This is a genomic window from Candidatus Chlorohelix allophototropha, from assembly GCF_030389965.1.
GTDB lineage: Bacteria > Chloroflexota > Chloroflexia > Chloroheliales > Chloroheliaceae > Chlorohelix > Chlorohelix allophototropha.
Window position 1 is genome coordinate 2292031 of sequence record NZ_CP128399.1, and the last position, 24480, is coordinate 2316510.

The window sequence follows — 24480 nt, forward strand, 5'->3', positions numbered from 1 at the left end:
TCCTTAAATAATAACTGGCAAGAGTTAGCCTTCCCTACCTTCACTCTTGTACCAATCAAAAAATCGACTATAGCCCTCCTCAAATGTAGTAACAGGCTCGAAATCGAGCAAGCGACGGGCTTTTGAAATATCGGCAAAGGTAATAAGCGGTTCGCTGGCAGGGCGTTCTAGATAGTTAATTAGCGCGGGTTTACCCAAAGCTTTTTCTGCCGCACGGATAAAATCCATTTCGGTATGAGTGTTGCTATTGCCGAGATTGATTATTTCATAATTAAATGGGCGATCGAGCGACGCAATTACACCCCTGACCGTATCCAGCACAAAAGTCCAATCACGCCGAGCTGACCCATCTCCAAAAAGATTTATCGGTACATCCCGGTCTATGGCATTCGTAAATAGGTAAACAGCCATATCAGGGCGGTTGCGTGGACCATACACTGTGAAGAATCGAAGCGCCGTTACTTTTAGATCAAAAACGTGGCTGTAAGTATAGCCTAGCAATTCGGCGGCGCGTTTGGTGGCAGCATAGGGATGCGGCGGAAAATCCACCCGGTCTTCCTCATTAAAAGGTACATTGGTTCTACCACCATAGACCGAGCTACTACTTGCCATTACAAAATGGGGAATGCCGAATAGGCGCGCAAGTTCGAGCAGGTTTTGAGTGCCTTTTACGTTTACCTCTTCGTAAAGTAGTGGGTACTTAAGAGAGTAACGTACCCCTGCCATACCGGCTAAATGGCAAATTTTATCCGGTCGTTCGTGCTTGATTATAGTTTCAAGCGCCTCGTAATTGCGAAGGTCAGTTCTGTAAAGTGTAAAATTCTTATTTGTGCAAGCAACTCGCAGGTTTCGTTCTTTGCGCACCGGATTATAGTAATCGTTAAAATTATCCACACCAACAACTTCATCGCCCCTAGCCAGCAATGCTTCTGCTACGTGGCTGCCGATAAAGCCTGCCGATCCGGTCAATAAAACTTTCAAAACGATCTATTCCCCCTAAATGCAGATGAGCAATTCTTCAGTATGACAGTATATCATACTCGCTCTTTGTCTAATTTACCTACCAGATAAAATAGAGCCAGTACTCCACACCATTGGATTCCCAGATTTAAAACATGCAGATTCTCTACCAAATTATGGAACATTACAGCAGACACAATTCCCAATGCACCCCAAGCTACATAACGCAGCGATATGTCACAGGTTAAACGCGCTGTTTTCCAGCCGTTTACAAATACTGAGATTACCAGTAGCAGGTAAGCGGTCAAACCAACCAACCCGGTTTCTGCCGCTGCATGTATATAATAATTATGGGCATGACCACGCGAATAAATCCATTGTGGGGCATTGAACATATTGTAGGTAACATCGAAATTTCCGATTCCAACTCCAAAAAATGGATTGGAGAGGAACATATTTCCACCTGCCTGCCACATCGCCATGCGCTCAACCACTGCGTAATTATCGGGATTCGGCACTACATCCCTCACATCAAATGGGGTCAACAAATCTGCAATGCTGGTAATACGAGTGGCAATACTTGGTGATAAAGCTCCGGTTTGTAGCCCTAACCCCCCGAAAATAACTAAAGCCACCAATGCCAGCCATACCCAAAGGGACTTTTTCCCGCGTACTGCGATCATTACCAGCACGCCCACCAGCAAGCCAAGCCATGCCCCGCGTGAATAACTTGCCACCACCGCTACAATTACAATGGTTGCGGAAGGCAATGTTATCAGCAACAAAAGATAAGAACGGATAACAGCTTTTCGTTCTGTCTGGCGAGGTTGCCCTTCTTTGTACAGCCACGCACTCATCGACTGGTTTCTGAGTTTCCAAGCCAAGAAGATAAGCGCAACCACAATGGGCAGGCTCATTTCAAGATACCCGGCAAAAGGATTCGGAAAAGTAAATGTCCCAAACGCGCGAGAGAGGTCTTGACTGATAGCGAAACTCTCCGGTCCTAGATTCAATCCGGTTTGAAGAATACCTAAAGCTGCCTCAAAAATACCGCCAATTGCTAAAACTCCCACCAATTGCCAAAACTGGCGGCGCGTTTCAATAACACTAGTTGCCAGTAAGTAGGCAAAGAAGGTAATCAGCCACCGACTAATCGCGTTCAAGCCTTCACCGAGATTATATGCGGTAAGCAATGAGATAATCATTGCGCCAATATAAACAAGAAACCATTTTAGAAGGGGCGGCGTAGGCGTTTTTACAAAAGGCTTATGGAAGGTACAGCGATTCACGAAGTAGGCGGCAAGTGTTAGCAATACTACAACCTGTGTTACCGTCAGCGTTTGTCCACCACCTAACGGGAAGGTAACTACATCCTGCACCGGCACAGACAAAATCATTAAGTACAAACCGTACTGTGGATAACGCGCAATTACCAAAAAAGCGCAGATGCCAACTATTATCGCCGGAGCTATATAAAAGGGTTGGGTAATGAAAAGCCAGAGGAACAGTGGCACAAGCAGGGCTGTTACTAATTGTATAATGGTAAATTTAGCCGAAGCGAAACGGCGCACCCGATAGATTGTATTAAAAATAACCGTCACTTTTTATCAAACTCGCCGGCAAAAAACGCCCGTACAAAAAAAACAAAGGATGATAGGATGAAAAGTATACCCACCGATGATAGTATTGCGCCGCTGGCTGAAATCAGGCTATCCTCATTACTCTTGAGTAGCAGGCCTGCTAGACCCGCGCCAAGACCAATTATGAAGATGCGGATGCCAAAGGCAGTATTATGCGAAAGTGCGCGGGTTAAAAACCAGACCACCAGCACTACCACTAAATATATACCAATTATAATTAGAGGCATTTGTTTACCGCCCTTCGTAACATCTTACTATTTTCGGCTGGCGCTACGAAAATACTCAATTGTATGACGTAGCCCTTCTTCAAGGCTAACAACGGGTTCCCAATCAAGCAACCGCCGAGCTTTGCTAATATCAGGGCAACGTTTGTTGGGATCATCGGTGCGCCCATCAAAAAACTCTATTTTCGCTTCAGAGTTACAAACCTCTAATACTCTGTTGGCAAAATCGAGAATAGTACGTTCGTCCGGGTTGCCCAGATTAATAACCTCACCTTTGGTAGCGGGATGGAACATCGCCCGCATAATCCCTTCCACAATATCAGATATATAGCTGAAAGAGCGGGTTTGCATGCCGTTACCGTAAATTGTAAGCGGGCGATTCTCCAACGCTTGCATGATGAAATTTGGCACTACCCGTCCATCTTGGGGGTCATTGCGAGGACCGTAGGTGTTGAATAAGCGTACTATACGCGCATCTAGGTTAAACTGGCGCACATATTCGATGGTTAGGCTCTCCCCAAATCTTTTGCTCTCATCGTAGCAACTGCGTGGACCAACCGGATTCACATTTCCCCAGTAATCCTCACGCTGAGGATGTTCGAGGGGGTCTCCGTAGGCTTCGGACGTGCTGGTATAGAGCAATTTCGCTTCACTGGCAAGCGCCAATTTTAGCATGTTATGAGTTCCTACCGAGTTTACCAGATGTGTTTCAATCGGATTACGGGTATAGCCAACCGGGCTGGCAGGGCTTGCCAAGTGGAATATTGCGGATACAGGGTCTCCACTCGGTTGCCAAGGCTGAATTATGTCATGTTCATAAAATTCATATTCCGGATGTTCAATAAAACTCGCAATATTTTCTCGCCGTCCGGTAATCAAATTATCCAGCGCAATAACATGATGCCCTTGTTCCAGTAAACGTTCGGTAAGATGTGAGCCGATAAACCCCGCACCCCCGCTAACCAGTATCTTCACTATTTTCCCCTCTGTATTTTTCTAGCTATATGCCTGTTCTAAAATATCCTGACGGATTAATTGTCGTTATCTTTCCTCAAACTTACCCTGCGCATAGCTTCAAGCAGACCAAAGGATAAACAGAAAATAGCGGCAAGGTCAACAAGGAAATATGAGTTATCCACCAAACCATGTGCGACAAAATCAACCATACTGCCAGAAAGCCCCAGCACTAATACTTGTCTTACTTTAGCGTCAGGGGTATTTAAGCTTTTAAAAATCGGTGACCACGCTGTCCTGAAAAATACAACTAGCAACCATATTATGAGCACTGGTCCTATTATACCCAATCTAAGCCAGTAATCCAACAAAATGTCATGGGGGTGACTGGTAAATCGTTCCAACCAAGCTTCCGGTCTTACATATTCAAGCTGATATTTGTACAAAAACTGATCCAACCCAATTCCGGTAAGTGGGTGGTCGCGTATCATATCCAACGAAGCCTGCCAGACATGCAAGCGCGTATTATTGCTGCCCGTCACGAAACTGAATAGAGAAGTGATTCTTTCCAGCTTGATAAAAGGTATGGAAGCTACCAGACCTAACGCCCCGATTCCGAAGATTATTAACCCGCGCCGGGAACGCACAATGATAATCATTACCAGCAAGGCAAGCGCAGATGCCAGCCACGCCCCTCGCGAAAAACTGAGAATTAATGTACCCAAAAGGGGCAACAACGCTAAGCCGTACACTACACGCCGCCGCGCCAACTCTTTAATTGCCCCACCGAAAAATGCAACGGCTGTAACTAGCGGTATTATGCGTCCGATGTACAAACCTAGATTATCCGGGTGAGAATATATCGAAATTACTCGGCTAACTCCCTCCGCTGATACGGTATTATCTTTGGATAAAAGAAATTGGTAAAATGCCCCTGCCGCAATTAATAAACTAGCCAACACCAACACATCGAAGATTCGAATGAACTGTTCACGCTTGCGGATAAAGCGAACGGTTAGCAGGTACAGAATGAGCGGTTCTACGATTACCACCCGGAAATCGCGCAAGGCTTCCCGCAAATGGCTAGGCTCAGGAGTTAATAGCGATATGGTCGCAGCAAGTCCGAACAACAGCAACGGCAAGGCAAAAGCGCCCTGTCTGCGCCACCATGTTAACCAATTAGTGGGGAAAGTAATTGTGCGAGTTCGCCATATTTGATATAGAGTGCTTGCAAGCCACGCAAACGCCGCAATAACAATGATTACTTCAAATAAGGAAAACTCCAGAGGGTTTTGAGGCAGATTATTGGGGTCGCGCGGCACTACCAGATTTTTAATTCTGGTAAAGGGGTCAAGGCTCTCTCTCAAATTGCGCGGATTTAGATATAGCGGGGCGGTGAAAATCGCCAGATATATCATCCAATCCGGGCGCACAAGAGCTAAGGGAAAGAGCAGCAGTGCGCCAAATATTGCCAAGGGCGCGGGGGGCGCAAAATAAAATAATAACAATGCGAAAATCATGCCATAGGGCGCAAGGCTGTAACGGTTTTGCCATATTCGGCGCAATTGGCGCAACACCCATAGCCAAAAGAGCGGCAAGCCCTTCTCCAACGCTCTAAAGGTGCGCCAACCCAGCACAGAACCACTACCAAGCGTAGTCAAACCACTGAGTAAATATAGCGGCAGAAATAGCCAACCCCATGCATTATCATTAGAAACATAGAAACCATATGAGGCAAGTTGCCCAACTGGTAAAGTCATTTCCAGCGTGTGTAGCCCGTAGCTCAATCCGTCCGCCAATTGCAAACGCTCTGTTTGAGGCGAAAGCTTGATAGTTGGGGAAGTTTTGCCATCAATGCTATAGCTTATTTCAGTTTCCTTCGATACCTTGAGTCCGGCGAGGTCAAGTTGCTGCCCTTGAAAGCGGAACTGCAAGCGTTGGTTTTCAAGCGTAATAGCCGGGCTATTCTGAGCATGAAAGCCAGTAGTCGCAATGCTATAGTTCGTTAAAGCATACTGCTGAAGCGCGGTATAAGCCGGACGCACCGACCAATCCGGGTTTATCAGCGCAAAATAACGCGCTTGTCCCCATAAATCGCTTCTATCTAGCAAGTATTTGTCCGCTTTAAGGAACCAAACGTTGACTACGCCAACCCAATCCCACTCCTTACGCGCCCGCTCGATACCCTTTACCAAATACTGCGCTTGGGTAGCCTCATCAATATTTTCACCCCAAGGCTTTAGCGGGTATTGCTGTACCACTTTATCCGGCATACTCAACCAACCGTACTCGGTAATCCACACCGGACGTTTGCCGTCATCATGTTTCAGCATCACCGCGCGCATATCAGCTAACCGCGAGAAATTAACCCGTTTCAAATCCTTTTCGCGAAAATCAGGCTCGGTAAAACGGTAATCCGGCGAATAACCCAAGCCGTATGCCTGTGCCGCCAAAATATCAAAATATTTCGCGCCGCCAGCCTCATAAAACTGGTCAAGATATTTCAGGTCATTCAGGCTGTTAAACTCGGCGCCATCCTGATTACTCGGAGCAAGCGCAGCCGTAATAATCACTACATCAGGGTTAGCGGCTTTGGCACGTTCATAAGCTACTTTGAGCAAATCCACATAACCCGCAGGGTTTACCCGTTTGGCATTCCATTCCACTTCCAGATTAGGCTCGTTCCATATCTGGAAATATTTTATTTTCCCCTTGTAGCGGGTAACTGCCGCTTCAACGAAATTGCCCCAATCGTTTAAATCATCCGGTGGCCCGGTTACATCTAAACTTGGTGGTATGGTTTTCAAGACTTGCTCTCGCGCCCACACCGGCGGCTGATCGAGACGCGCTATTATTTTTATGCCGCGTGAGCTCGCTTTTTCCACAATCGCATCATATTTAGCCCAACCGTTTTGACCATCGCGGTCATTATAACTGCCTTTTAACTCCTGAATATCCTTCCACGGAAAAAGCTGGCGAATATAACCATAGCCCCCCGCTTTTACCAAATCAAGAATTCGATCTATATTTGCAGTATCTTCTAGGTTTAGAAAGGTATTGACCCCTAACGGGTTAGCGCCTAAATCTCCCGCCTGTGTATAGGGTATAGCGGGGTGATTAGTGTCGTAGGTTACGCCTTTATTAAAGTAAAGATCGGCGAAAGCAGTGGCAGCAAGGGAAAAAAGACTGAGAATGAGTAATAAGAGTAAAAGGGTAACTTTTAGCAATGAACGCCCGGTTGTAACTTTTAGGGGAGTTGGCACTTTCAGTGGTTCTTCTTCTCTTTAATAATTCGCAAACGCAATGCCCCAACTTGAACTACCAGACCTATTAGAGTCACCCACATTCCCCAGCCATAGGTAGTTTCGTTAAATAGAGGGGTAGTGCTGCGTTGAGTTTGATTAAAGGGCAGCCATGCCAGCAAAGGTATGGCAACAATCAAGAACAAGAAAGCCCCCATCCATTTTAGAACTTCACGCAGCACGGTTTTACCTTGACGATAACATAATTCTAGGTAAGAAAAACAATTTGCCACTGAAAAAATAATGAACAGGTTCAAACCTAAGAAATTTAGTAACAACGCCCAGACGGGTTGCCAACCAAAATCCGGTGTTTTCCCCAATGGCCCGTATTGCCATGGTCCGGCAAACCCGGCAAGCAGCAATAAAAAAGAGAGCCATTGCAGAACGAGATAAAAACGGGCACTCTGCTTCATGTGCCTTGCCTCAAAACTGAGGTTACCAAGCGCTTGATTACCGTTTGCCATTCCGAGCTTGCCGGATCAGTTTCTTCAATCGGGAAGGGGTTGTAATTTACCTGTAAGCCACTGCGCGCTAACTCTTCCGCTACTGAACGGTTGCCTGCCATAATTCGCCATGATTCGGCAAGTCCGCGTCTCTCCGATTGCAAAAGTGAAGACACATTGCCATGCAAATCAAGATTTGCGCCCCCATTTGTATCTTTTGAGCGAGGAGGGTTTGCGCTACTACGGCGCGTTACAAAATTGGGTAAGTTAATCAGCCAACTTATTTTATGCGGGTGACTCAAAGACCATGCCGGGAAATCTAGACAAATCACTAGGTCAATGCTGCGCCCGTTGCTTTCCTTTAAATCCAGCAAGCGCCAGCCAAAAGCGGCTTTTGCAATGTCCCGTGGCTGAAAACTGCGCAAGGGCACTTTAACTATATCGCTATCAACTCCGGCGAGCTTTAAAGCAGCTACAAGCAAACGTGCTTTTTCTGGAACTAAATGTGCTTGGCGCGTGGCTTCATCTTCCTCAGTAGCAGGATTCTCCGGTTCAAGATTTTCAAAGCTTGCTTGCGTGTAGCAAACTAGCGCGGTTTCGAGTTTTTCCAGCATCATCTTATAGAAATAGCCGGAATGTGCTATTCCGGCATTTCCCAACGATCAGGGTATTTGTTGCAGGTAATCTTTGGCTGCCCAACCGGTGAATTCCTTGTATTTTATCTGCCACCATTCTTTACCTTCTGCAAACTGCGGCGCACCGATTATAACTACCTCAGAGCCTTCCGGGATACGAGTAATAATATTTTTATCGTCTTTTGTGCTGGTATCTTTTCTTAGATTTACACTTTTGGAAGTGCCTGTGTTGACCACCTTTGCTCTTTTTTCAGTTGAAACTACAGTAGTTTTAACTGGCAGAGGGGTTGCAGTAGGCAGCGCATTAGATAGGGTTGGGGTTGCAACCGCAATACTGTTACTCGAAGCCGTTGTAGTTGGCACAAGCACAACAGCCGAAGTAGTAGTAATCAAAGGCGTAACAATCGGCGCAGTGGTAGGATTAACTGCTTCCTGTTTCTTGCTTCCTCCAAAAATATTGGCAAAAATGATTAACAAAGCCAAAAATATAACCAGCCCTGGTAGCACAATAGTCCAAGGGACACGCGAGATAGGGCCGTCCACTTTATCGTAATAGGGGATATTTTCCAGCAACCAACGGCGCAATTGATTAGGATGCTGAACCATGCCCGGCAAAGCTTCTGTTTTCTCTCGTCCGGGCACTTCTCGTTGGATACGATTAATAACTGGACGAACAGGTGGTTTGGGACGTAATACGCCTTCGGAGGAAACACGAGGCTTCCCACCGGCATCGGCATTACCTTCGATGGGGTTTTCCGCAATTTGCCCTAAAAGGCTATGCTGAGGGATTAGTTCCGGTTCAGGAATCGGTTCCCAATAAATTCGAGCGCGAAATACCTGCTCACAGTCTATACTGGAAGCGTCAACCAGATGGTTAGCACGACGATCATACAGGCGGGGATTACGGCACCAGCCCTTACGCCAGAGGGGCGCAGGCTCGAAATAACGACAGTTGCCGCACTTGCGGTTGCGCGGCAGTGACTTTGTTTCCTGTCTTGGTTCCATTTAGTAGTTGTTAAATCCTTTTCAAAATCAAACAATAGCGCTTATCAGCTACTGCTAAAGGTTCTTCCAATTGAGCAGTTTAAACGATTTACACATGGAACGTCAAGTTTTAAGTGCATTTAATATTTATGCATTGTTTTTGTGTTGCTGTATCTGATTTTTACTACAAATTGACTTAACCTAACCACACCAAATTTCATCTAGGTAATGGGCAAAAGCTTGCTACATAGCAATTAATCCCTATAAGGTTCAAGGTTGTCCCAGATATATGCGACCTGCCGGGTAATCAATAGTCATCCAGCGGCGCGACTCAAAAAGGTTGAGGGATATAAAACCTACAGCATCTTTGTTAGCAAAAATACCCTGTTCCGGTTGGACTACCACACTAGGATAATCAAAGCGGAGTGATCCAATTTCAAGTGAACCAATTCGAGCAACGTTTAACTCTACCGGACCGCCCATGCCACCCGCATTTAATGTAGTATAAAAATAATACTCTGGATGTTTATCACATAGCTTCTTCCAGACCGCAACAGGCAAATTAAGGTAAGGTCCTGCTAAGGAAAGGGAAGCTGCGCCGCTATCCACGCGCAAATCAACCTCTAACCAGCCATCCAAACGACCTTGCACTCGCATAATATGGTGACCATCTAGCCAAATGTTAATAAAACGAGTTCCATCCACTCCGGGCGGCAAGTACCCTTGAGGACGGTAGATATGTAGCGCGGGTGGTAAAAATTCCAATTCCACAATAAAATGACGCAGAAAATTATTGCCAAGTAGCCCGGCTTCATGGGTAGCCGGATATGGAACTTTGAATTGTGACAAATCTTGGGTAGTGGCAATCAAGTCATATTGGGTGAGTTCTGTGACGGGCAACATCCGGCGGAGAGGGGCAAGAGTATCTATTTGTTTGATAGGTACATTTATCACCCCGGCAGTTCCCGCCAATTCGGCATAACCAATGGTTGTCAAATTTAGCGATTGCGCTAAACTTACATCAATGGCACTCATCCCTGCGCCGGTATCGAGAATAAAATAATGAGGGGGGAAGGTGCTACCATTAATTGCCAAAGGAAGAAAGAATTGCCCTAACTCCTGAATCGAATCTACCTGTGGCATGCTACCTACACCTCTATTTCCTTTTGATATAGGCTCAAATTGAATAAGCTTGATAATACACGTTTTATTCTACCACACGCCACAGATAGGCATTATTCTAGTAACAAAACCAGCGGGGATTGCTAGAAAAAATTGAACGCCCTCGCCTATGATTAACTGGTAAGTTACTAATATACCGGAAACTAGCAAGCGCTCAACTTCACTTGCCAAAATCAAATCCTACCATTATTTGCCGCTCTTCATCCCATAATCGCAAGAAAATGCTCTTTAACCCCTTACGAAGGGTTAGAATCTCGGTCTGGCGGAAAAGAGAATTTGAATCGTGGCATTTTTGCAAATTGTAGTTAGGAATGAGAGGACTGAGGTGATGAATATGATGAAAACCGATATTGCCGGTGAACCATTGAAGTAATATTGGAAGCTTATAGTACGAACTTCCTTTTAAAGCTGCGCGCATAAAGTTCCATTTGACCCCTTGCTCCCAATAGGTCGCTTCAAATTGGTGCTGGATATAAAATAACCAGACTCCCATAATTGATGCGCATAACATAAGCGGTAGCTCAATCAGAAGTAAAGGTAAAAATCCGATACTAAAGCCCAATAACAAGGTAATTCCCAATAGAGCTAAATTAGTCCAGTAAACGCTGTAACGCTCTCGCCTAGCTGCTCTGGGATTGGGGAAGCGATGCAGCACTACAAATAGTATCAGCGGCATTATAAGCAAAAGTAAAAATGGGTTGCGGTAGGTTCGGTAAATCAGTTGTTCTCTGCTAGACAATTGTATATATTCATTAACTGTCAGGGTTAAAACATCCCCATTGTTTTGGGTAAACTTTTTGATAGAAAGCGGTAGAAGCTCACCCTCAACCCGCTTACCCAAATTTCCAACTGTTGCATGATGTAAAGCGTGGAAGTAGCGCCAGTGATAGTAAGGTGTAAGGCACAATAAACCGCAAATCGAGCCGAGAATGTCGTTAGCCTTTTTAGCTTTGAAAAAGGAATGATGACCGCAATCGTGAAAAATAATGAAAATTCTTATCAAAAAACCGGCGGCTAAAGGGGATAGGGCAAGAGTAATCCAGTAGGAATAAGCCTGGCTGAGGTACATCAAGTACCATAGGAAAATAAAAGGGAAAAAGCTATTGATAAACTGCCAGAGGCTACTTCGTAGATTAGGATGGCGGTAAGCGGTTATCAGTTCACGCCAATCAATTGCTTGATTGGTAGTATTAGTTTGAATATCAAGGTATGCCATATTAATTATAGCCCCTATCTGTGTTAATCGTTCGCATCACGGTAGTATGCAACTCCATTTCAACTTGACAAGCAGGTATCAAAAAAGTTACATCCTTACATCTAGCATAAAGTAAAGATAAGTAAAGGTCGGTTCGCCATCACACATAGGGTAAAAACTTAGCCAATACCAAATAATGTACCTTACCACACAGACAATTGCTCTTTTAGCTATTAGGCTTTAGTTAGGAGCAAAGAAAAAAGAGTAGATTAACTTAACATTTATATAATTGAGGGGGAATTTATGTGACTACAACCGAAGATCTTAAATGTTTAATCCTGGTATTGGAAGACATCGAAGAAATTCGCGATGGGCTGAGTAAGCTGTTAAAAGTGGATGGTTATCGGGTGGAACTGGCAAGAACGCTAGAAGATGCCATTCTAAAAGCTATCTGTCAGCCTCCTGACTTAATACTGGTATGCCTGGCTGGCTCAACTACTTCGATTATTCAGGTTGCTATCCAGATAAGACAAGGGGCTGAGTTAAAGAAGGATATACCAATCGTATTTTTTGATGTCGAGGAGGTGGAGGAAGGCGCGGAAGTTGCTCTTGAAGATAATTTGTATCTTACCAAACCGGATAACTTCAACCAGTTAAGAGCTTTGTTACGGAAGCTTTTAATAAGTAAATCCCTTACGCCTTGATCTATTTACTAGCTGAAGCCGAGTAAACGTTGATATTCATTCTTGACGACATGGTAACATTCACACACCGAGTCTTCAAGACCTTTTCGATCGAGGATAGTGATGTGACCCCGCGCATACTGGATTAGACCCTCATCTTGTAACCGCCCTGCCGCTACCGTAACACTCTCACGTCTGCCGCCCAACATTGTGGCGATAAGTTCTTGGGTCATTACTAATTGGTCAGTTTTAACCCGGTCGTGACTTAAGAGCAACCAGCGGCAGAAACGTTGTTCTACCGGATGAAGTCGGTTACAGATGGCAGTTTGGGAAATTTGAGTTATGAGTGCCTGAGTATAACGTAGAAGTACCTGCTGGAAAACTTCGCCCCGCTTGAATTCTTCCTGAACTGTTTTGGCGCTTAGTCTCAAGGCAGCGCCGCCAATTTGAACTACCGCTTGGTTGGGGGCGGTATCACCACCCAGAAAGAGTGCGATGCCTACCACGCCTTCATTCCCGGTTAAACCTACCTCTGCGGTCATTCCATCTGCCATAGTGTAAAGCAAAGAAACCATTGAGGTAGTGGGAAAATAAAGATATTCCATTTGCTGTGCGTAGTGATAAACCACCTTGCCCAGTTCAAAATTAACCGACTCAATTTTGGGCAGTAAGCGTTGGTATTCTTCTTGTGGTAGCGCTGCCAGCAAATGGTTTTGGATTTTAACTCCGTCATTAGAATTTGCAGAGCCAGCCATGCAGTAGCCACCTTTCTTATATTTTACACATGGAATAGTTCAATTTCAGGTCAATTATTGAAGCTAATAACACAACGAGAGGTAGGACGGGAGAGTACGATTATGCCTTATAAATCTTATATCTCTAGTTTATCATGATATCAAGTAAGAAACTGCCCCACAACTATATTTCTTTGTCCAAGAAATAAGTAAGCGTAAAAAGACCAGCACCTCGAAAAATAAAACCAAACCACCTCTAATTTTGAAAAGACCCAGTTCTAGGTGGGTATTAAAAAGCCACTTAGAAGTAAGCGGCTGAGTTAGTGGGTTTTCTTATTCCTAAATTTATAAGCCGAGAAATTCCATAAGTACCTGCACCACTAGGCGATGGTCTTCTTCTTGCGGTAGCCCGGAAACTGTAATTGTACCAACTACCCCTACGTTTTTGATAATAATAGGAAATGAGCCACCATGGGGAGCATATTCTTCGGGATTTAGAAAGTGCTTTTCCTCAATAGTGGTATTGCGGCTTTTGTAATAAATTCCCATGAAATATGAGCTATGATTAAAGCGGTTCACCACCCGATTCTTGCGCTTAATCCATTCGTCATTGTCGGGGGTAGTGCCGGGCAAAGCGTAGTGGTATAGTTGTTGCCCGTTACGGCAAATATCTACGGTAAAACTCTTGCCTTCTCTTCTACCAATATCCACCAACCATGTTCCAATTTCGTAGGCAGTGTCATTGGTAAATTCAATGAACTGGATTAAATCCTCTTGCTGCTGTAACTCTTGCAGCAATTTATTAAAATCTTCCATGAATTTATTCCTTCTTAGTCTACTAACAGCACTTGTTTTTCACGGCTGCTTTGCCCTGCCAGTTGAATAAACTTGATTACTTCCAATGCCTCTTGCGCTGTCACTGGCGGAGGTGTGCCATCTGTTAGGGCAGTGTATATGACATTATAAAAGGCTTCATAAGAACCGGGTAAGGTTTCGATTTTCCCGCTTAGAGTCAGTTCTCCTGCGCCTGTAAAAAGCTCACCGTATAATTCCGAACTCTCTTTTCCCCAACCCGAGTCACCGGGACGCATGCCTCTTTTGAGCGCATCTTCTTGTGGATCAAGCCCGTATTTAATATAACTGCCTTTGGTACCGTGTACCTGAAAACGAGGACCAGGTTTTTTATTGATTGTACCAGAATGGAGTATTACCCGTAAGCGCTCATAACCGAGGATAAGGTGGAAATAATCAATAGTAGTTGCGCCCGGACGTTGTGGGAAAGCATCAGCCCAGATTGTTTGAGGCTTGCCAAATAACTGCAATGCCTGATCAATCAGGTGTGCGCCCAGATCGAACAGAATACCCGAACCCTCTAGCGCTTGTTCGCGCCACTTGTTGCCTACTTCAAGTCGGAAACGATCAAAGTGGGATTCGTAAGTGTAAATTTCGCCCAGCACATCACTTTCAATCAACTTCTTTATAGTCAGAAAATCGCCATCCCAACGCCGATTCTGATACACGCTCAATATACATTTGTTTTCAGCAGCAAGGCGAATTAATTCCTCGCCCTCCTCAAGCCGATTAACAAATGGTTTTTCCAACACGACATGCTTACCAGCATTGAGCGCTTGACTTGTCAAGGAAAAATGGCTGGTGTTAGGGGCACAAACTACCACCAGATCAACTTGTGGGTCATTTATTAGCGCATCGGGGCTGGCAACTACCAGTGTCTCTGGGTAATCTTTATGTACTTTATCGGGGTTTGAAGATGCTATTTTGTAAAGCTCAAATTCTTTGAGGCGTGAGATCAATGGGGCATGAAAAACTGCGCCCGAAAGTCCGTAGCCGATAATACCAACTTTGATTATGGACATACTTTTACAGGTTCTCCTTCATAAAATAAGTGAATTTATCCTACCACTTAAGGAGAGGAATGACAATTTAGATGTGCTTATTTATTTCTCCCAAAGAGAGCTAACCAGACTAAAGTAGTATGCGCGGGTAGCTTTAAAGGATAGTATTAAGATAATATTAAATACGATAAAAACCATCCATTTTATCCTTTAAAAATTGAATGAAGTAATCTATTATGTTAGATATATAATCATCAAAAATGAGGGTTTAGATCAAAGTATTTGCGTAGTAAAGGGTATGTATTATGGGTAAAATACTTAAGCCAGTCGGCACTGCAAAGCAAATAGATGAAAAGATAGTATATGGGGAGTGGGAAAACTTTACCGATACCGTTATTAGTGATATAAGAACTGGGGTACTTACCCGGTTGCTACCTACAAAACCTGACAACAAGCAAAACGCTCAACAAAAGTTGGTAAAGTAGCATTAAGCAACACCTACCAAAGCTTAATCCTCAGTCTGAATCATAAAGGGGCGATGCTGTCGCCCCTTTGCGATTTATCAATCTACTGCTGAGCTTATTTCTACTAAACGCGAAGTCATAACTATCTCGACTGAACCCGCTAGGCTGGCAGATACTGAGCAATATTTCTCGTGTGAAAGGGCAATGGCTTTATCAACCGACTCTTGATTCAGGTTGTGACCTTCAACCACATGTTCCACCACAATCCGGTCAAATTTCTTGGGGTGTTCCTCATGTTCCCAGCCCTTTACTTCTAAACGATAGCCGATTACCTCTTGTCGCATCTTTTTCAACATGGAAATCACATCCATTGCAGTGCAGCCTGCCAACGATACCAGCAAAAGCATTTTAGGGGTAAAGCCTTCATCAGAACCCCCGAACTCGGCTTTGGTATCCATTATAACAGTGAAACCACTTTCGGCAGTGGCGGTGAACTTCATTCCAGATTCCCAGTTTACTGTAACTTCTTTTAGCATAATGCTGTTCTCCTTCTCTCGACTTCATCTATTTGTTTTGATGCTTATTCCATTATAATATACATACTCCATATATATAGGCATAAAACGAGATGAAATCCTGATTTTTGTATAATGACCAACCTAGTTGAACTCAGTTGCTCTCCCATTACAACTTTCGAGATACCTCGGTTTCTTCTACCACGCAAATTTCTGATGTTTACCCAGTTATACAACAAGCTATTTATTTAGAATTAAAGTTGACTTAAAATAATAAGGACAGTATTGTGCAATATTTTTAGCCACAGTCTTTACCTTTTAAATTTAAGGATGAAACAAAATGCTTTGTCCAAACTGCCAGTTTGCAAATTTAGCAAGCGCAACTCATTGTCTTATTTGTAATTCGCCCTTAGCTCGCTCAGAAAGTCCTGATTCCAATCTTTATGACGGATTTATGCCTTCTTGGATGAAACCGACACAGACGAGTGTTACTGCCGGAAATACAACAGCCAATCCATCCGCTATGTCAGCTTTATCAATTGAAGATTTGTTGCAAAAAAGTATCCCGGCAGATAAAAACGAAACGAATAAGCCACCCGCATGGCAACAGGTTGAACCCTTACCAGTAGCAGAGACAATAAAAGCTCCGCCACCACCACCGCCTTTTGGTCAGCCAAAAGCGCCTCCTTCTCCAAAGGTTGAAACTGGAGTTTACAAAGGCTGCTACTATTATGTTGGAGAAGAGGGAGAAACCGTCATAATGCGACTAGCCGGATTAATGGAACGGTTCTGGGGCGCAGTAATCGACTCGATTATCACCTATCTTTTGTCGTTTTTATTCTATTTCATTTTCTTTATCTTTATTGGTATTGCCAGCGTAACTATGCCCACTAGCTCTAGCCAAAAATCAAGGTCTTATACCAGCACCGAGTCTAGCTTATCCAGCAACTCCAATTTCTTTGAGTGGATATTCTCGAATTTACTCACCATAATTATGGTTAGTACGATTCCGTTTCTCTATCATGTGATAACAGTATTTATGGGCGGACAAACTATTGGGCATCGTATCAACCACATCAAAGTCATTCACGGCGGTGGTACTCCCATAACTTTGGGTTCAGCCGTTTTGAGAGCATTATGGGGAATCCTTTATAGCTTTGGGTTGGGCTTAGTAGCCGGAATAGCGGTTAATTTAGTGCTGCCTTTGCTAATAGATGACAACATCCTAAACCAATCGAATTCTAGAATAGCAGGGCAATTTATTAGCGCATTGTTTACCATTATGATAGTGGTTTTGGCAATATATATAATCGGCTATATAGCAGTGTTGTATGTAATGCTGGTGGATAAGGGGAAACAAGGTATGCATGACAAAATGGCAAGTACGTATGTAGTCGAAGCCATCCCTCTATCTACTGGAAATTGAGCTTTGAGAGGCTAAACTCCTGTCAAGAGCCTTTTATAGTGCTAAATCTCGATCCTGATGATAGGGCAAACCTAAGCGGATGCTCATAGCAGCTTTGTAAAGTTCGCGCCCCAAGTAAAAGGCGTGTGAAGCATTATCAACCCCAAGCTGACGAAACAGTGTTCGCAGTTCCTTATCCTCGATACCGCCGGACACAAACAACTGATCATTAAAGGCATAGATACACTTGCCGTCAGTAAAGATTCGGATATTTGAATCGGTCAGGCGTGCTTGTATCTCCCGCAACTGTTCTTCAGTATAGTAATGGGTGGCGTTAGACGAAGCCTTAGTGCAGCGAATCTGTAATTCCAACCAACTTTCCAGTTCCGTCAGGTCGGTTGGTCCTAAGACTGCTTTTATACCACTGATTCGTTCAAGAGAAGCCAGATCGCCTTTAGCCCAACCGGGAATAACCAGCAAGTCGTAAATACCGGATTCTTCTTCGGGAAGCTTGAGATGGTCGGCAATATAGCGCACGCTCATAAAAGCAGCGACATCCATATCCATTTTAGCTATACCGTAGGTAAAGTTAAGCTGAGTGCTTAGATCATGCAGAAATTGTTCCAGAACAGGAGCAGCTAGCTTGCCAGTTACAAAAAGAAAACGGGGGGGAGGAATTTGCAAGCCCGGTTCGGCGCAATAACGAAATACGCCTTCCTTTTCAAGGTCGAAGGTAGCCAGTAAATCTTCAATAGTGCTTTGAAGTTGAGGGTGGGTAAAACGGGGGGCAAACTCGTTAAGCGGTGCAAGCACAAAGGCACGTTCATGCAAGCGCGGGTGCGGAACCTGAAGCCTATCTTCATTGACCAAGTGATCACCATAAAAGAGGATATCAAGGTCAAGCGGGCGGGGATAATTACGGGGGGCAGAGAAATCTCGCCCCGCCAATAATTCTATCCGTTTTAGGCTATCGAGCAAATCAAGTGGAGACAGTTCGGTCTCCCCTTCCAACGCCATATTCAGGAAATCGGGTTGATTAATGTACCCCACCGGGCGGGTTTCGTATAAGCCGGAAACCGCTCTGATCTTAAACTTGCCGCCTAGCCGGAGACGTTCCAGCGCGGCAGCAAGATTAGCTCTTCTATTTCCCAGATTAGCGCCCAGCGCAAGATAAACGGTAGTCACAGATAATTAACGCTTTGCCAGATTTTTCAGAGTTTGGCGCGCCACTACCAAGCGTTGAACCTGTTGCGTACCCTCATAAATCTGAGTAATCTTCGCATCACGCATATGCCGTTCAGCCGGGTACTCTTTGATGTAACCGTAACCGCCAAAGATTTGTAGCGCATCGGTGGCTACTTTCATTGCGGTATCTCCGGCAAATAGCTTTGCCATACTGCTTTCGCGAGCGCAGGGGATACCCTTGTCACGCAAGTAGGCAGCACGGAGAGTCAGCAAGCGAGCCGCATCAATCGCAGTAGCCATATCTGCTAGCATAAACTGGATGCCTTCAAATTCGGTAACAGCGGTATTAAATTGCTTGCGTTGTGTAGCATATTCGATACAGTCTTCAAGGGCAGCGCGCGCAATGCCGATTGCCTGTGCCGCTACGCCTACCCGACCGCCATCAAGGGTGTCCATGGTAATCTTGAAGCCATCACCTTCTTGACCAAGCAGATTTGAAGCAGGTACGCGCACATTATCAAAAAATACTTCGGTAGTCATGCTGGCAGTAATGCCCATCTTGTGCATCGGCTGACCAAAACTCAAACCGGGAGTGCCCTTTTCCACCACGAAATCGCTGATGTGGCGATGCTTTGCCCGCAACTCAGGGTCGGTTATAGCAGTAACCACGTAGGTTTCAGCCACACTACCCAGCGTAATGAAGGTTTTGGAGCCGTTGATAATATAGTCGTTGCCGTCACGTACTGCGCGGGTTTTGATACCGGCAGCATCGCTTCCAGCACCCGGTTCGGTCATAGCCAACGCGCCCAGTTTCTTGCCACTTGCCATACCCGGCAACCATTTCATTTTCTGCTCTTCATTTCCGAAAAACAAGATCGGCTCTGCCCCGAGGCTCATATTCACATCAAATACCAACCCGGTAGAGGCGCAAGCGGCGCACAATTCTTCCACTGCCAGCGCAAAGAGAATATAACTCTGCCCTGCCCCGCCGTATTTCTCTGGAAACGATAGCCCCATAATACCCAATTCGGACATCTGCTCTACGAGGTCGGCAGGGTATTCGCCTGTAGCATCATTGTCGGCGGCGCGAGGCTTTACTTCATTCTGGGCAAAGTCGCGTACCATATTAAGTATCTCGCGTTCGTCATCGTTTAACTCGAGATTAAAATCATCTTTGCTATACATCTTATAAGTGTTGGTAGTGGTTGACATCTTTGTACCTCTCCTCTGTTTGCTCGCCAGTTTATAGACAGCTATTACCCCATAATTTTAACAGAAATAAGCCAGTTTCACCAAATTTCACAAGTAAAATTTTGTCCATAAAATAAGGAATGAAACTACAGTCATATTTTTATTTCGATAGTTGCTGTGACTGTTATGCTCGCTATACGTTATAAAAGATGAGGATAGTCGCATTTTGGCTTTCCCTGTTCAAGCCGTTATAACAAGCGTGATATAATTAATTAGGGTCTGTTTCTTGGTAATTAGCAGAACTAATAAACAAAAGGCAGGATGTGCGGTGGAAGGAAAAGCGATGAACAGAAATTTTAGAAAATTAACCTTAATGCTGGTTTTGCTTCTCTTTGCAGGGCTGATAGTTGCTTGCGGTGATAGCACCCCTACCACCACGCCTGCCACCCCAATCCCTGTCACAGCCACCGCCGTACCGGTTGTTGCTACTAAACCAACGACAACGGCTGTTATTGAAGTGCCGACAGTTACGCCGACCACTATCGCAACCACTACGCCTGCCACTACAAGCGCAATAAGCACCACTGCTGCAACTACTACCACAGCGGCGGTTGTAACCCCCACACCGACTCGCAGTAACCTGCTGGCTTATGTAGAAAACGGCAATGTTTATACGCTCGATACCGATACCAAAGAAAAGAAACAGGTGGTGGACGGCACGAAGCTAGGCGCATCCGGCGATATTGCGCTTTCGGCGCAGGGAAATATGCTGGCAGCAAGTTTGCGAGGACAGAACGGGGTAGACTCTCTATACCTTTCAAATCTGAAAGATGCTCCCACCAAATTAGTTTCCGAGCAACCCGCTGCCACCAGCGATAGCGATCCAGAATTTTCGTCCGATGGGAAATTCTTGCTGTTTACCCGCATTCTGGATAGCAATAAAGACGGTAAGTACGATTTCAAGGATAAACACGAACTCTGGATCACCGAGTTGGGCAACATAAACCCGCGCAAGCTCGCTGATGGGCAACAAGGCGCATGGGCTTCCGATAGCAAACGCATCGTCTTTGTAACGGATGGGCGTATTCCCGCCGATTATAACTACGCGACAGAAAACGCAGTGCATATCATTAACAATGAAGGGAAAAACGAATGGGAGCCGATTAACACTAAAAAATTCCCATCCGATTGGAGTCAATCTGGCTTCCCCTTCCAAGTATTTCCCGAATTTATTAACTCCCCGGCGTTCGTGGATGGAGGCAAGCAAATTGCTTTCACTACGCTAGGGCATAGCGGCTTACTGTTCAGCCTGAATGCCACCGACGGCAAGGAACTAAAGCTGTGGAGTACCAATTACGAGGGCGGCTTCAACCGCGTGTTGGGTGCGCCGGGTAGCAGTTTGATGGTAGTCGAGGGTTTGCCCGCAACCGGCGTGATGGATTTGGATATTTTTGATTCCTCGAAAGCTCAACCAAAACTGGATGCCAGCACGGAAACCAAAATCGGCGGGGTACGCGCCGGATTTGGCGCAACTAAGCCGGCATGGTCGGCTGATGGCAAAAAACTGGCTTATATCAAAACCGGCACTTCCAGTTCCGCGACTGGCGCAGTGCGTGGCACGCTGGTGGTAGTGACTCTTAGCGGACAGAACGTGGCGAGTTGGGTGGAACTTGGCAGCGGCACTTATAGCGTGTTGGCATGGGCAAAATAAATCAGCTAATTTTTCGACTAAAACCCTTACGGAGCCTGCAAAGGCTCCTTTTTGATTAACCACTTGATAGTGTCTATAATCATTGCACCTAACTGGAGCTTTCTACACTCTTTTTCTTTCACCGCATAATTTAAGGATAAAATAGATGTCAGATAAAATGTTTGACTTTAACTCTGGATTTGTAGAGGCATATGATAATTTCGTACGCCAATCAATTTTCGGCTACGAGCAGATTTTTAGTATGGTCACGGCTTTATTAAAAGACAGGCTGCCAACAGATGCAAACCTATTGGTGGGCGGTTGCGGAACTGGAATGGAACTGGTTACTTTCGGTACAAAAATGCCCGGCTGGCGCATGACCGGCTTTGACCCTTCCGAACAAATGATGAGTATTGCGAAGGCTAAAGTGGAACAGCATGGTTTGGGTGAGAGGGTGCGATTAGTGCATGGTTATGCCACCGACCTGCCGGAGGGTGAAAGCTATGATGCCGCAACTTTAATGCTGGTGTTGCATTTTATACCGGATGTAGCAGGTAAGCTGTCTTTGCTGAAAACAGTATCCAGCCATATCAAATCGGGAGGAAGTCTAGTATATCTTAGCCACCATGGAGATACCGCAGACCCGGATTTCAAGGAAATGCTCAACGGATGGCGTGACTTTATAATCCACAACGGTGTCAGTGCCAAAAATGTTGATAATGTGCTACAGACAGCCCTCACAGGTGGGCAATTCTCACCTGAAAACATGGTATTGACGTTGCTGGAACAAGCCGGATTCAGTGATATAAAACGTTTTTACAACGCTTTTCTGACTTCAGGTTGGATAGCCCGAAAAGCATAATCCAGCCTGAGTCATATGAATTAAACTGTTAATCGCGTTCTTTAAGAGTTAAGCTGCCCAGCGTTAATACTATCAACCCGTAAGCCAGCAACCCTGCGATACTGCTCAAATCATCGCCCAATGAACCGTTGGGCAGAATCAGTTTTTGCAGCGCGTTATTGGCGTAATATAAGGGCGAGATACGGCTGATAGGTTGTACCCAATCCGGCAGTTTGTCCACTGCTACGATAATCCCGGATAAAAACACCGAAGGCAGAATTACCAACGGGATGGTGGGTATCATCTGCGCTTCGCTATGGGCGAAGTTTGACAGGAAGATTCCAAGCGCAACCGAGATTACCGCCAACAGCCAGATAACCAGATAAATAGAAGCGTATATTTCAAAGGCGTAGCTTAGTTCAAAGAGCCAGCCTAGCAATACCAGTACAATCAGGCTTTGTAGCGTAGCCAACAACGAATATGCCAGCAGAAAGCCTAGAATAATTTCCCCACGCCGAAAGCCATTTACAAACATGCGGCTTAGAGTTTCATGGGAGCGTTCGCGCACTAACGCAATAGCGCACAGGATATAAGTGAAGAAGTGAATCAGGAAAGCCCCCATGGGCACAATAAAGCGGCTTACCACGAAACCGGGACCCTTCATGCTATCGAAAAAGATTTTGAGAAATAGCACCATAATAACCGGAGCCAGCAACGATAGTGCCAAAAAAAGGCGGTCGTGTCGTAGTTGAAGCAGCACCCGCCGAGAGATGGTAATCAAACGCTTCCCGCTGAACCTGCCACTGGCGCGATGCACTTCGCCGGGATTGCCTCCCCTAGTAACGCTAGACATGGTTAGCCTCTCTCTCCGATTGCTCAGGCTTGGTTTGGTTAAGCAACTTTAATACTATGGTTTCAAGGGTGTCTTCTTCAATCTCAATTCTCGATACACCGTTATCAAGGTTAAACTCGCGCAATAGAATCGGAAGTTGCGCCCGGTAATCCTCAATGGCAAACACTTTTTCCTGCCCACCACTCCATACATGTACCTGACTATGTCCCATTTGCATGATATTTTTGGGCGTATCCTGCACCAGCACCACCCCTTGATTCATAATCGCCAGCCTATCACACAGTATCGCTTCATCCATCATGTGAGTGCTGACGAAAATTGTTTTACCCTGCTGCGCCAGTTCCCTAAAATGCTTCCAGAATTGTTCTCGTAGCTTCGGGTCAACCCCTGCTGTTGGCTCATCTAGAAAAAGCACATCGGGCTGGTGAACCAAAGCACATGCCAGCGAAAGACGTTGCTTCATTCCGCCTGAAAAGCCGATTACTGCATCATTCTGGCGAGCGGTAAGGTTGGTAAATTCCAGAACTTCTTTCACACGCTGTTTAGGATTATCAATGCCATGCGCCGAGCAAAAGAATAATACATTGCTAAAAGCAGACAGGTCATCGTACAGGGCGGGTAATTGCGGCATATAGCCGATACGATGGCGCAACTTGTGTGAATCGTGGAAAGGGCTTAACCCTAGCACCTTCACCTCTCCTCCACTTGCGTTCGATGAACCTACCAGTATCCGAATCATTGTAGATTTACCCGCGCCGTTCGCCCCCAGTAACCCAAAAATAGTACCCTTCTCCACCGTAAGGTCGATACCTCTTAGCGCTTCAATTTTCCCATAGGACTTGCGAAGACCTTTTATTTCTACGGCAAATTGTCCAGCTACGCCGTTTACCATAAATTATTCTCCCTTCTGTTCAACCAAAACACCGTGTAAATAACCATCTACTAGGCTATTTACATATTCTTCCCTAGCAGGTATTTGTATAGGAAAGACTGAAAAGAACCCTAATGAATTTAATAAGACGCGCTGAAAAAGAGGGCTGAAGAATTGGAAAAGTAACGTTACCGGATTAGCCGACTTAAACTTGCCCTGCTCTACTTGCTCTGTAATATATTGGGCTAGCGGCATCACCACCGAAGGCACAACTCGCTCTGCTACTATACGTGCCAATTCAGGATGGGTTTGCACCTCGGTTAGTAACATCCTCATCAAACTGGCAGTAATCGGATCTTCAAATAATTCCAGATAAGTTACCCCGATATTCCGCAGTAAAATTTCAGGCGGCGCGTCCACATTATCCTGAATAACTTGGCTGAGTTTCTGAGGGGGCGGAAACTGGTTCACCACTGCCTTGAATAAATCTTCTTTACTGGCATAGTAATGATAAATGAGTGCAGGAGTAAAAGAAGCTCCGGTCTGTTGCTCCATCTCTTTTGCAATCAAACGGTTGGTAGTACCCTCATAACCATACTTGGCAAAAACGGTGGTAGCCATTCGCGCAAGCTGTGCCTTCTTTTCTTCAAAATTTGTGTCGGGTCTTGCCATCAGG

Annotated in this window: 24 protein-coding genes; 5 read left to right on the plus strand and 19 right to left on the minus strand. The window is 45.2% G+C overall.

Annotation, left to right across the window (positions count from 1 at the left end; translation table 11 throughout):
* Positions 1 to 24: 24 nt before the first annotated feature.
* From OZ401_RS10080 to OZ401_RS10125, 10 genes are all read right to left on the minus strand, one after another.
* Positions 25 to 981, minus strand: coding sequence for a GDP-mannose 4,6-dehydratase (locus tag OZ401_RS10080; RefSeq protein WP_341468102.1), 957 nt, complete (start codon positions 979 to 981; stop codon positions 25 to 27).
* Positions 982 to 1034: 53 nt separating this feature from the next.
* Positions 1035 to 2561 (minus strand): O-antigen ligase family protein, encoded by a 1527-nt coding sequence (locus tag OZ401_RS10085; RefSeq protein WP_341468103.1) that lies wholly within the window; start codon positions 2559 to 2561, stop codon positions 1035 to 1037.
* The gene (locus tag OZ401_RS10090; protein ID WP_341468104.1) at positions 2558 to 2827 is read right to left on the minus strand and encodes a hypothetical protein; all 270 of its coding nucleotides are present in this window, start codon (positions 2825 to 2827) and stop codon (positions 2558 to 2560) included. The genes OZ401_RS10085 and OZ401_RS10090 overlap by 4 nt, the downstream gene beginning before the upstream one ends.
* 27 nt (positions 2828 to 2854) lie before the next feature.
* Positions 2855 to 3799, minus strand: coding sequence for a UDP-glucuronic acid decarboxylase family protein (locus tag OZ401_RS10095; protein ID WP_341468105.1), 945 nt, complete (start codon positions 3797 to 3799; stop codon positions 2855 to 2857).
* Positions 3800 to 3855: 56 nt separating this feature from the next.
* On the minus strand, positions 3856 to 7041 hold the full coding sequence (locus OZ401_RS10100; protein ID WP_341468106.1) for an O-antigen ligase family protein: 3186 nt from the start codon (positions 7039 to 7041) through the stop codon (positions 3856 to 3858).
* A 2-nt stretch (positions 7042 to 7043) separates the two neighbouring features.
* Positions 7044 to 7493 (minus strand): hypothetical protein, encoded by a 450-nt coding sequence (locus tag OZ401_RS10105; protein ID WP_341468107.1) that lies wholly within the window; start codon positions 7491 to 7493, stop codon positions 7044 to 7046.
* The gene (locus tag OZ401_RS10110) at positions 7490 to 8182 is read right to left on the minus strand and encodes a hypothetical protein (protein WP_341468108.1); all 693 of its coding nucleotides are present in this window, start codon (positions 8180 to 8182) and stop codon (positions 7490 to 7492) included. Before OZ401_RS10110 ends, OZ401_RS10105 begins: the two co-directional genes overlap by 4 nt.
* A gap of 3 nt (positions 8183 to 8185) precedes the next feature.
* Complete coding sequence (locus OZ401_RS10115) at positions 8186 to 9163, minus strand: SH3 domain-containing protein (RefSeq protein ID WP_341468109.1); 978 nt, start codon at positions 9161 to 9163, stop codon at positions 8186 to 8188.
* Positions 9164 to 9412: 249 nt separating this feature from the next.
* Complete coding sequence (locus tag OZ401_RS10120; RefSeq protein WP_341468110.1) at positions 9413 to 10285, minus strand: retropepsin-like aspartic protease; 873 nt, start codon at positions 10283 to 10285, stop codon at positions 9413 to 9415.
* 199 nt (positions 10286 to 10484) lie between these two features.
* Positions 10485 to 11540, minus strand: a complete 1056-nt coding sequence (locus tag OZ401_RS10125; protein WP_341468111.1) for a fatty acid desaturase — start codon at positions 11538 to 11540, stop codon at positions 10485 to 10487.
* 284 nt (positions 11541 to 11824) lie between these two features.
* On the opposite strand from OZ401_RS10125, the gene OZ401_RS10130 reads away from it, so the two are divergent.
* Positions 11825 to 12223, plus strand: coding sequence for a response regulator (locus OZ401_RS10130; RefSeq protein WP_341468112.1), 399 nt, complete (start codon positions 11825 to 11827; stop codon positions 12221 to 12223).
* 8 nt (positions 12224 to 12231) lie between these two features.
* Here the strand turns inward: OZ401_RS10130 and OZ401_RS10135 are convergent, their stop codons facing one another.
* From OZ401_RS10135 to OZ401_RS10145, 3 genes are all read right to left on the minus strand, one after another.
* Complete coding sequence (locus tag OZ401_RS10135) at positions 12232 to 12957, minus strand: Crp/Fnr family transcriptional regulator (RefSeq protein ID WP_341468113.1); 726 nt, start codon at positions 12955 to 12957, stop codon at positions 12232 to 12234.
* A gap of 324 nt (positions 12958 to 13281) precedes the next feature.
* On the minus strand, positions 13282 to 13752 hold the full coding sequence (locus OZ401_RS10140) for a heme-degrading domain-containing protein (RefSeq protein ID WP_341468114.1): 471 nt from the start codon (positions 13750 to 13752) through the stop codon (positions 13282 to 13284).
* A 14-nt stretch (positions 13753 to 13766) separates the two neighbouring features.
* Positions 13767 to 14810: an oxidoreductase gene (locus OZ401_RS10145; RefSeq protein WP_341468115.1), complete on the minus strand. Its 1044-nt coding sequence runs from the start codon at positions 14808 to 14810 to the stop codon at positions 13767 to 13769.
* A 284-nt stretch (positions 14811 to 15094) separates the two neighbouring features.
* Here OZ401_RS10145 and OZ401_RS10150 point away from each other — a divergent pair, with 284 nt between their 5' ends.
* On the plus strand, positions 15095 to 15274 hold the full coding sequence (locus tag OZ401_RS10150; RefSeq protein WP_341468116.1) for a hypothetical protein: 180 nt from the start codon (positions 15095 to 15097) through the stop codon (positions 15272 to 15274).
* Positions 15275 to 15351: 77 nt separating this feature from the next.
* Here the strand turns inward: OZ401_RS10150 and OZ401_RS10155 are convergent, their stop codons facing one another.
* The gene (locus OZ401_RS10155) at positions 15352 to 15789 is read right to left on the minus strand and encodes an OsmC family protein (protein ID WP_341468117.1); all 438 of its coding nucleotides are present in this window, start codon (positions 15787 to 15789) and stop codon (positions 15352 to 15354) included.
* A gap of 445 nt (positions 15790 to 16234) precedes the next feature.
* Here OZ401_RS10155 and OZ401_RS10160 point away from each other — a divergent pair, with 445 nt between their 5' ends.
* Positions 16235 to 17194, plus strand: a complete 960-nt coding sequence (locus OZ401_RS10160; protein WP_341468118.1) for an RDD family protein — start codon at positions 16235 to 16237, stop codon at positions 17192 to 17194.
* A 33-nt stretch (positions 17195 to 17227) separates the two neighbouring features.
* Here OZ401_RS10160 and folK read toward each other — a convergent pair whose 3' ends face one another.
* Both folK and OZ401_RS10170 read right to left on the minus strand, forming a co-directional pair.
* Positions 17228 to 18358: a 2-amino-4-hydroxy-6-hydroxymethyldihydropteridine diphosphokinase gene (gene folK, locus OZ401_RS10165; protein ID WP_341468119.1), complete on the minus strand. Its 1131-nt coding sequence runs from the start codon at positions 18356 to 18358 to the stop codon at positions 17228 to 17230.
* Positions 18359 to 18364: 6 nt separating this feature from the next.
* On the minus strand, positions 18365 to 19570 hold the full coding sequence (locus OZ401_RS10170) for an acyl-CoA dehydrogenase (protein ID WP_341468120.1): 1206 nt from the start codon (positions 19568 to 19570) through the stop codon (positions 18365 to 18367).
* A 322-nt stretch (positions 19571 to 19892) separates the two neighbouring features.
* On the opposite strand from OZ401_RS10170, the gene OZ401_RS10175 reads away from it, so the two are divergent.
* Together OZ401_RS10175 and OZ401_RS10180 are read left to right on the plus strand one after the other, a co-directional pair.
* Positions 19893 to 21260: a TolB family protein gene (locus OZ401_RS10175; RefSeq protein ID WP_341468121.1), complete on the plus strand. Its 1368-nt coding sequence runs from the start codon at positions 19893 to 19895 to the stop codon at positions 21258 to 21260.
* A gap of 145 nt (positions 21261 to 21405) precedes the next feature.
* Complete coding sequence (locus OZ401_RS10180) at positions 21406 to 22101, plus strand: class I SAM-dependent methyltransferase (protein WP_341468122.1); 696 nt, start codon at positions 21406 to 21408, stop codon at positions 22099 to 22101.
* Positions 22102 to 22129: 28 nt separating this feature from the next.
* Here the strand turns inward: OZ401_RS10180 and OZ401_RS10185 are convergent, their stop codons facing one another.
* From OZ401_RS10185 to OZ401_RS10195, 3 genes are read right to left on the minus strand one after another with little or no spacing between them, the layout of a single operon-like run.
* Positions 22130 to 22933, minus strand: coding sequence for an ABC transporter permease (locus OZ401_RS10185; protein WP_341468123.1), 804 nt, complete (start codon positions 22931 to 22933; stop codon positions 22130 to 22132).
* Complete coding sequence (locus OZ401_RS10190; protein ID WP_341468124.1) at positions 22926 to 23825, minus strand: ABC transporter ATP-binding protein; 900 nt, start codon at positions 23823 to 23825, stop codon at positions 22926 to 22928. The genes OZ401_RS10185 and OZ401_RS10190 overlap by 8 nt, the downstream gene beginning before the upstream one ends.
* Before the next feature lie 3 nt (positions 23826 to 23828).
* Complete coding sequence (locus OZ401_RS10195) at positions 23829 to 24476, minus strand: TetR/AcrR family transcriptional regulator (RefSeq protein WP_341468125.1); 648 nt, start codon at positions 24474 to 24476, stop codon at positions 23829 to 23831.
* Positions 24477 to 24480 lie beyond the last annotated feature (4 nt).

Excerpts from the sequence above, each read along its gene's own strand:
- OZ401_RS10090 (WP_341468104.1), bottom strand. The coding sequence starts at position 2,827 with ATGCCTCTAATTATAATTGGTATATATTTAGTGGTAGTGCTGGTGGTC.
- OZ401_RS10185 (WP_341468123.1), bottom strand. The coding sequence starts at position 22,933 with ATGTCTAGCGTTACTAGGGGAGGCAATCCCGGCGAAGTGCATCGCGCC.
- OZ401_RS10175 (WP_341468121.1), top strand. The coding sequence starts at position 19,893 with ATGAACAGAAATTTTAGAAAATTAACCTTAATGCTGGTTTTGCTTCTC.
- OZ401_RS10180 (WP_341468122.1), top strand. The coding sequence starts at position 21,406 with ATGTCAGATAAAATGTTTGACTTTAACTCTGGATTTGTAGAGGCATAT.
- OZ401_RS10120 (WP_341468110.1), bottom strand. The coding sequence starts at position 10,285 with ATGCCACAGGTAGATTCGATTCAGGAGTTAGGGCAATTCTTTCTTCCT.
- OZ401_RS10105 (WP_341468107.1), bottom strand. The coding sequence starts at position 7,493 with ATGAAGCAGAGTGCCCGTTTTTATCTCGTTCTGCAATGGCTCTCTTTT.
- OZ401_RS10150 (WP_341468116.1), top strand. The coding sequence starts at position 15,095 with ATGGGTAAAATACTTAAGCCAGTCGGCACTGCAAAGCAAATAGATGAA.
- OZ401_RS10125 (WP_341468111.1), bottom strand. The coding sequence starts at position 11,540 with ATGGCATACCTTGATATTCAAACTAATACTACCAATCAAGCAATTGAT.
- OZ401_RS10145 (WP_341468115.1), bottom strand. The coding sequence starts at position 14,810 with ATGTCCATAATCAAAGTTGGTATTATCGGCTACGGACTTTCGGGCGCA.
- OZ401_RS10160 (WP_341468118.1), top strand. The coding sequence starts at position 16,235 with ATGAAACCGACACAGACGAGTGTTACTGCCGGAAATACAACAGCCAAT.
- OZ401_RS10155 (WP_341468117.1), bottom strand. The coding sequence starts at position 15,789 with ATGCTAAAAGAAGTTACAGTAAACTGGGAATCTGGAATGAAGTTCACC.
- OZ401_RS10135 (WP_341468113.1), bottom strand. The coding sequence starts at position 12,957 with ATGGCTGGCTCTGCAAATTCTAATGACGGAGTTAAAATCCAAAACCAT.
- OZ401_RS10195 (WP_341468125.1), bottom strand. The coding sequence starts at position 24,476 with ATGGCAAGACCCGACACAAATTTTGAAGAAAAGAAGGCACAGCTTGCG.
- OZ401_RS10170 (WP_341468120.1), bottom strand. The coding sequence starts at position 19,570 with ATGTCAACCACTACCAACACTTATAAGATGTATAGCAAAGATGATTTT.
- OZ401_RS10190 (WP_341468124.1), bottom strand. The coding sequence starts at position 23,825 with ATGGTAAACGGCGTAGCTGGACAATTTGCCGTAGAAATAAAAGGTCTT.
- OZ401_RS10140 (WP_341468114.1), bottom strand. The coding sequence starts at position 13,752 with ATGGAAGATTTTAATAAATTGCTGCAAGAGTTACAGCAGCAAGAGGAT.
- OZ401_RS10115 (WP_341468109.1), bottom strand. The coding sequence starts at position 9,163 with ATGGAACCAAGACAGGAAACAAAGTCACTGCCGCGCAACCGCAAGTGC.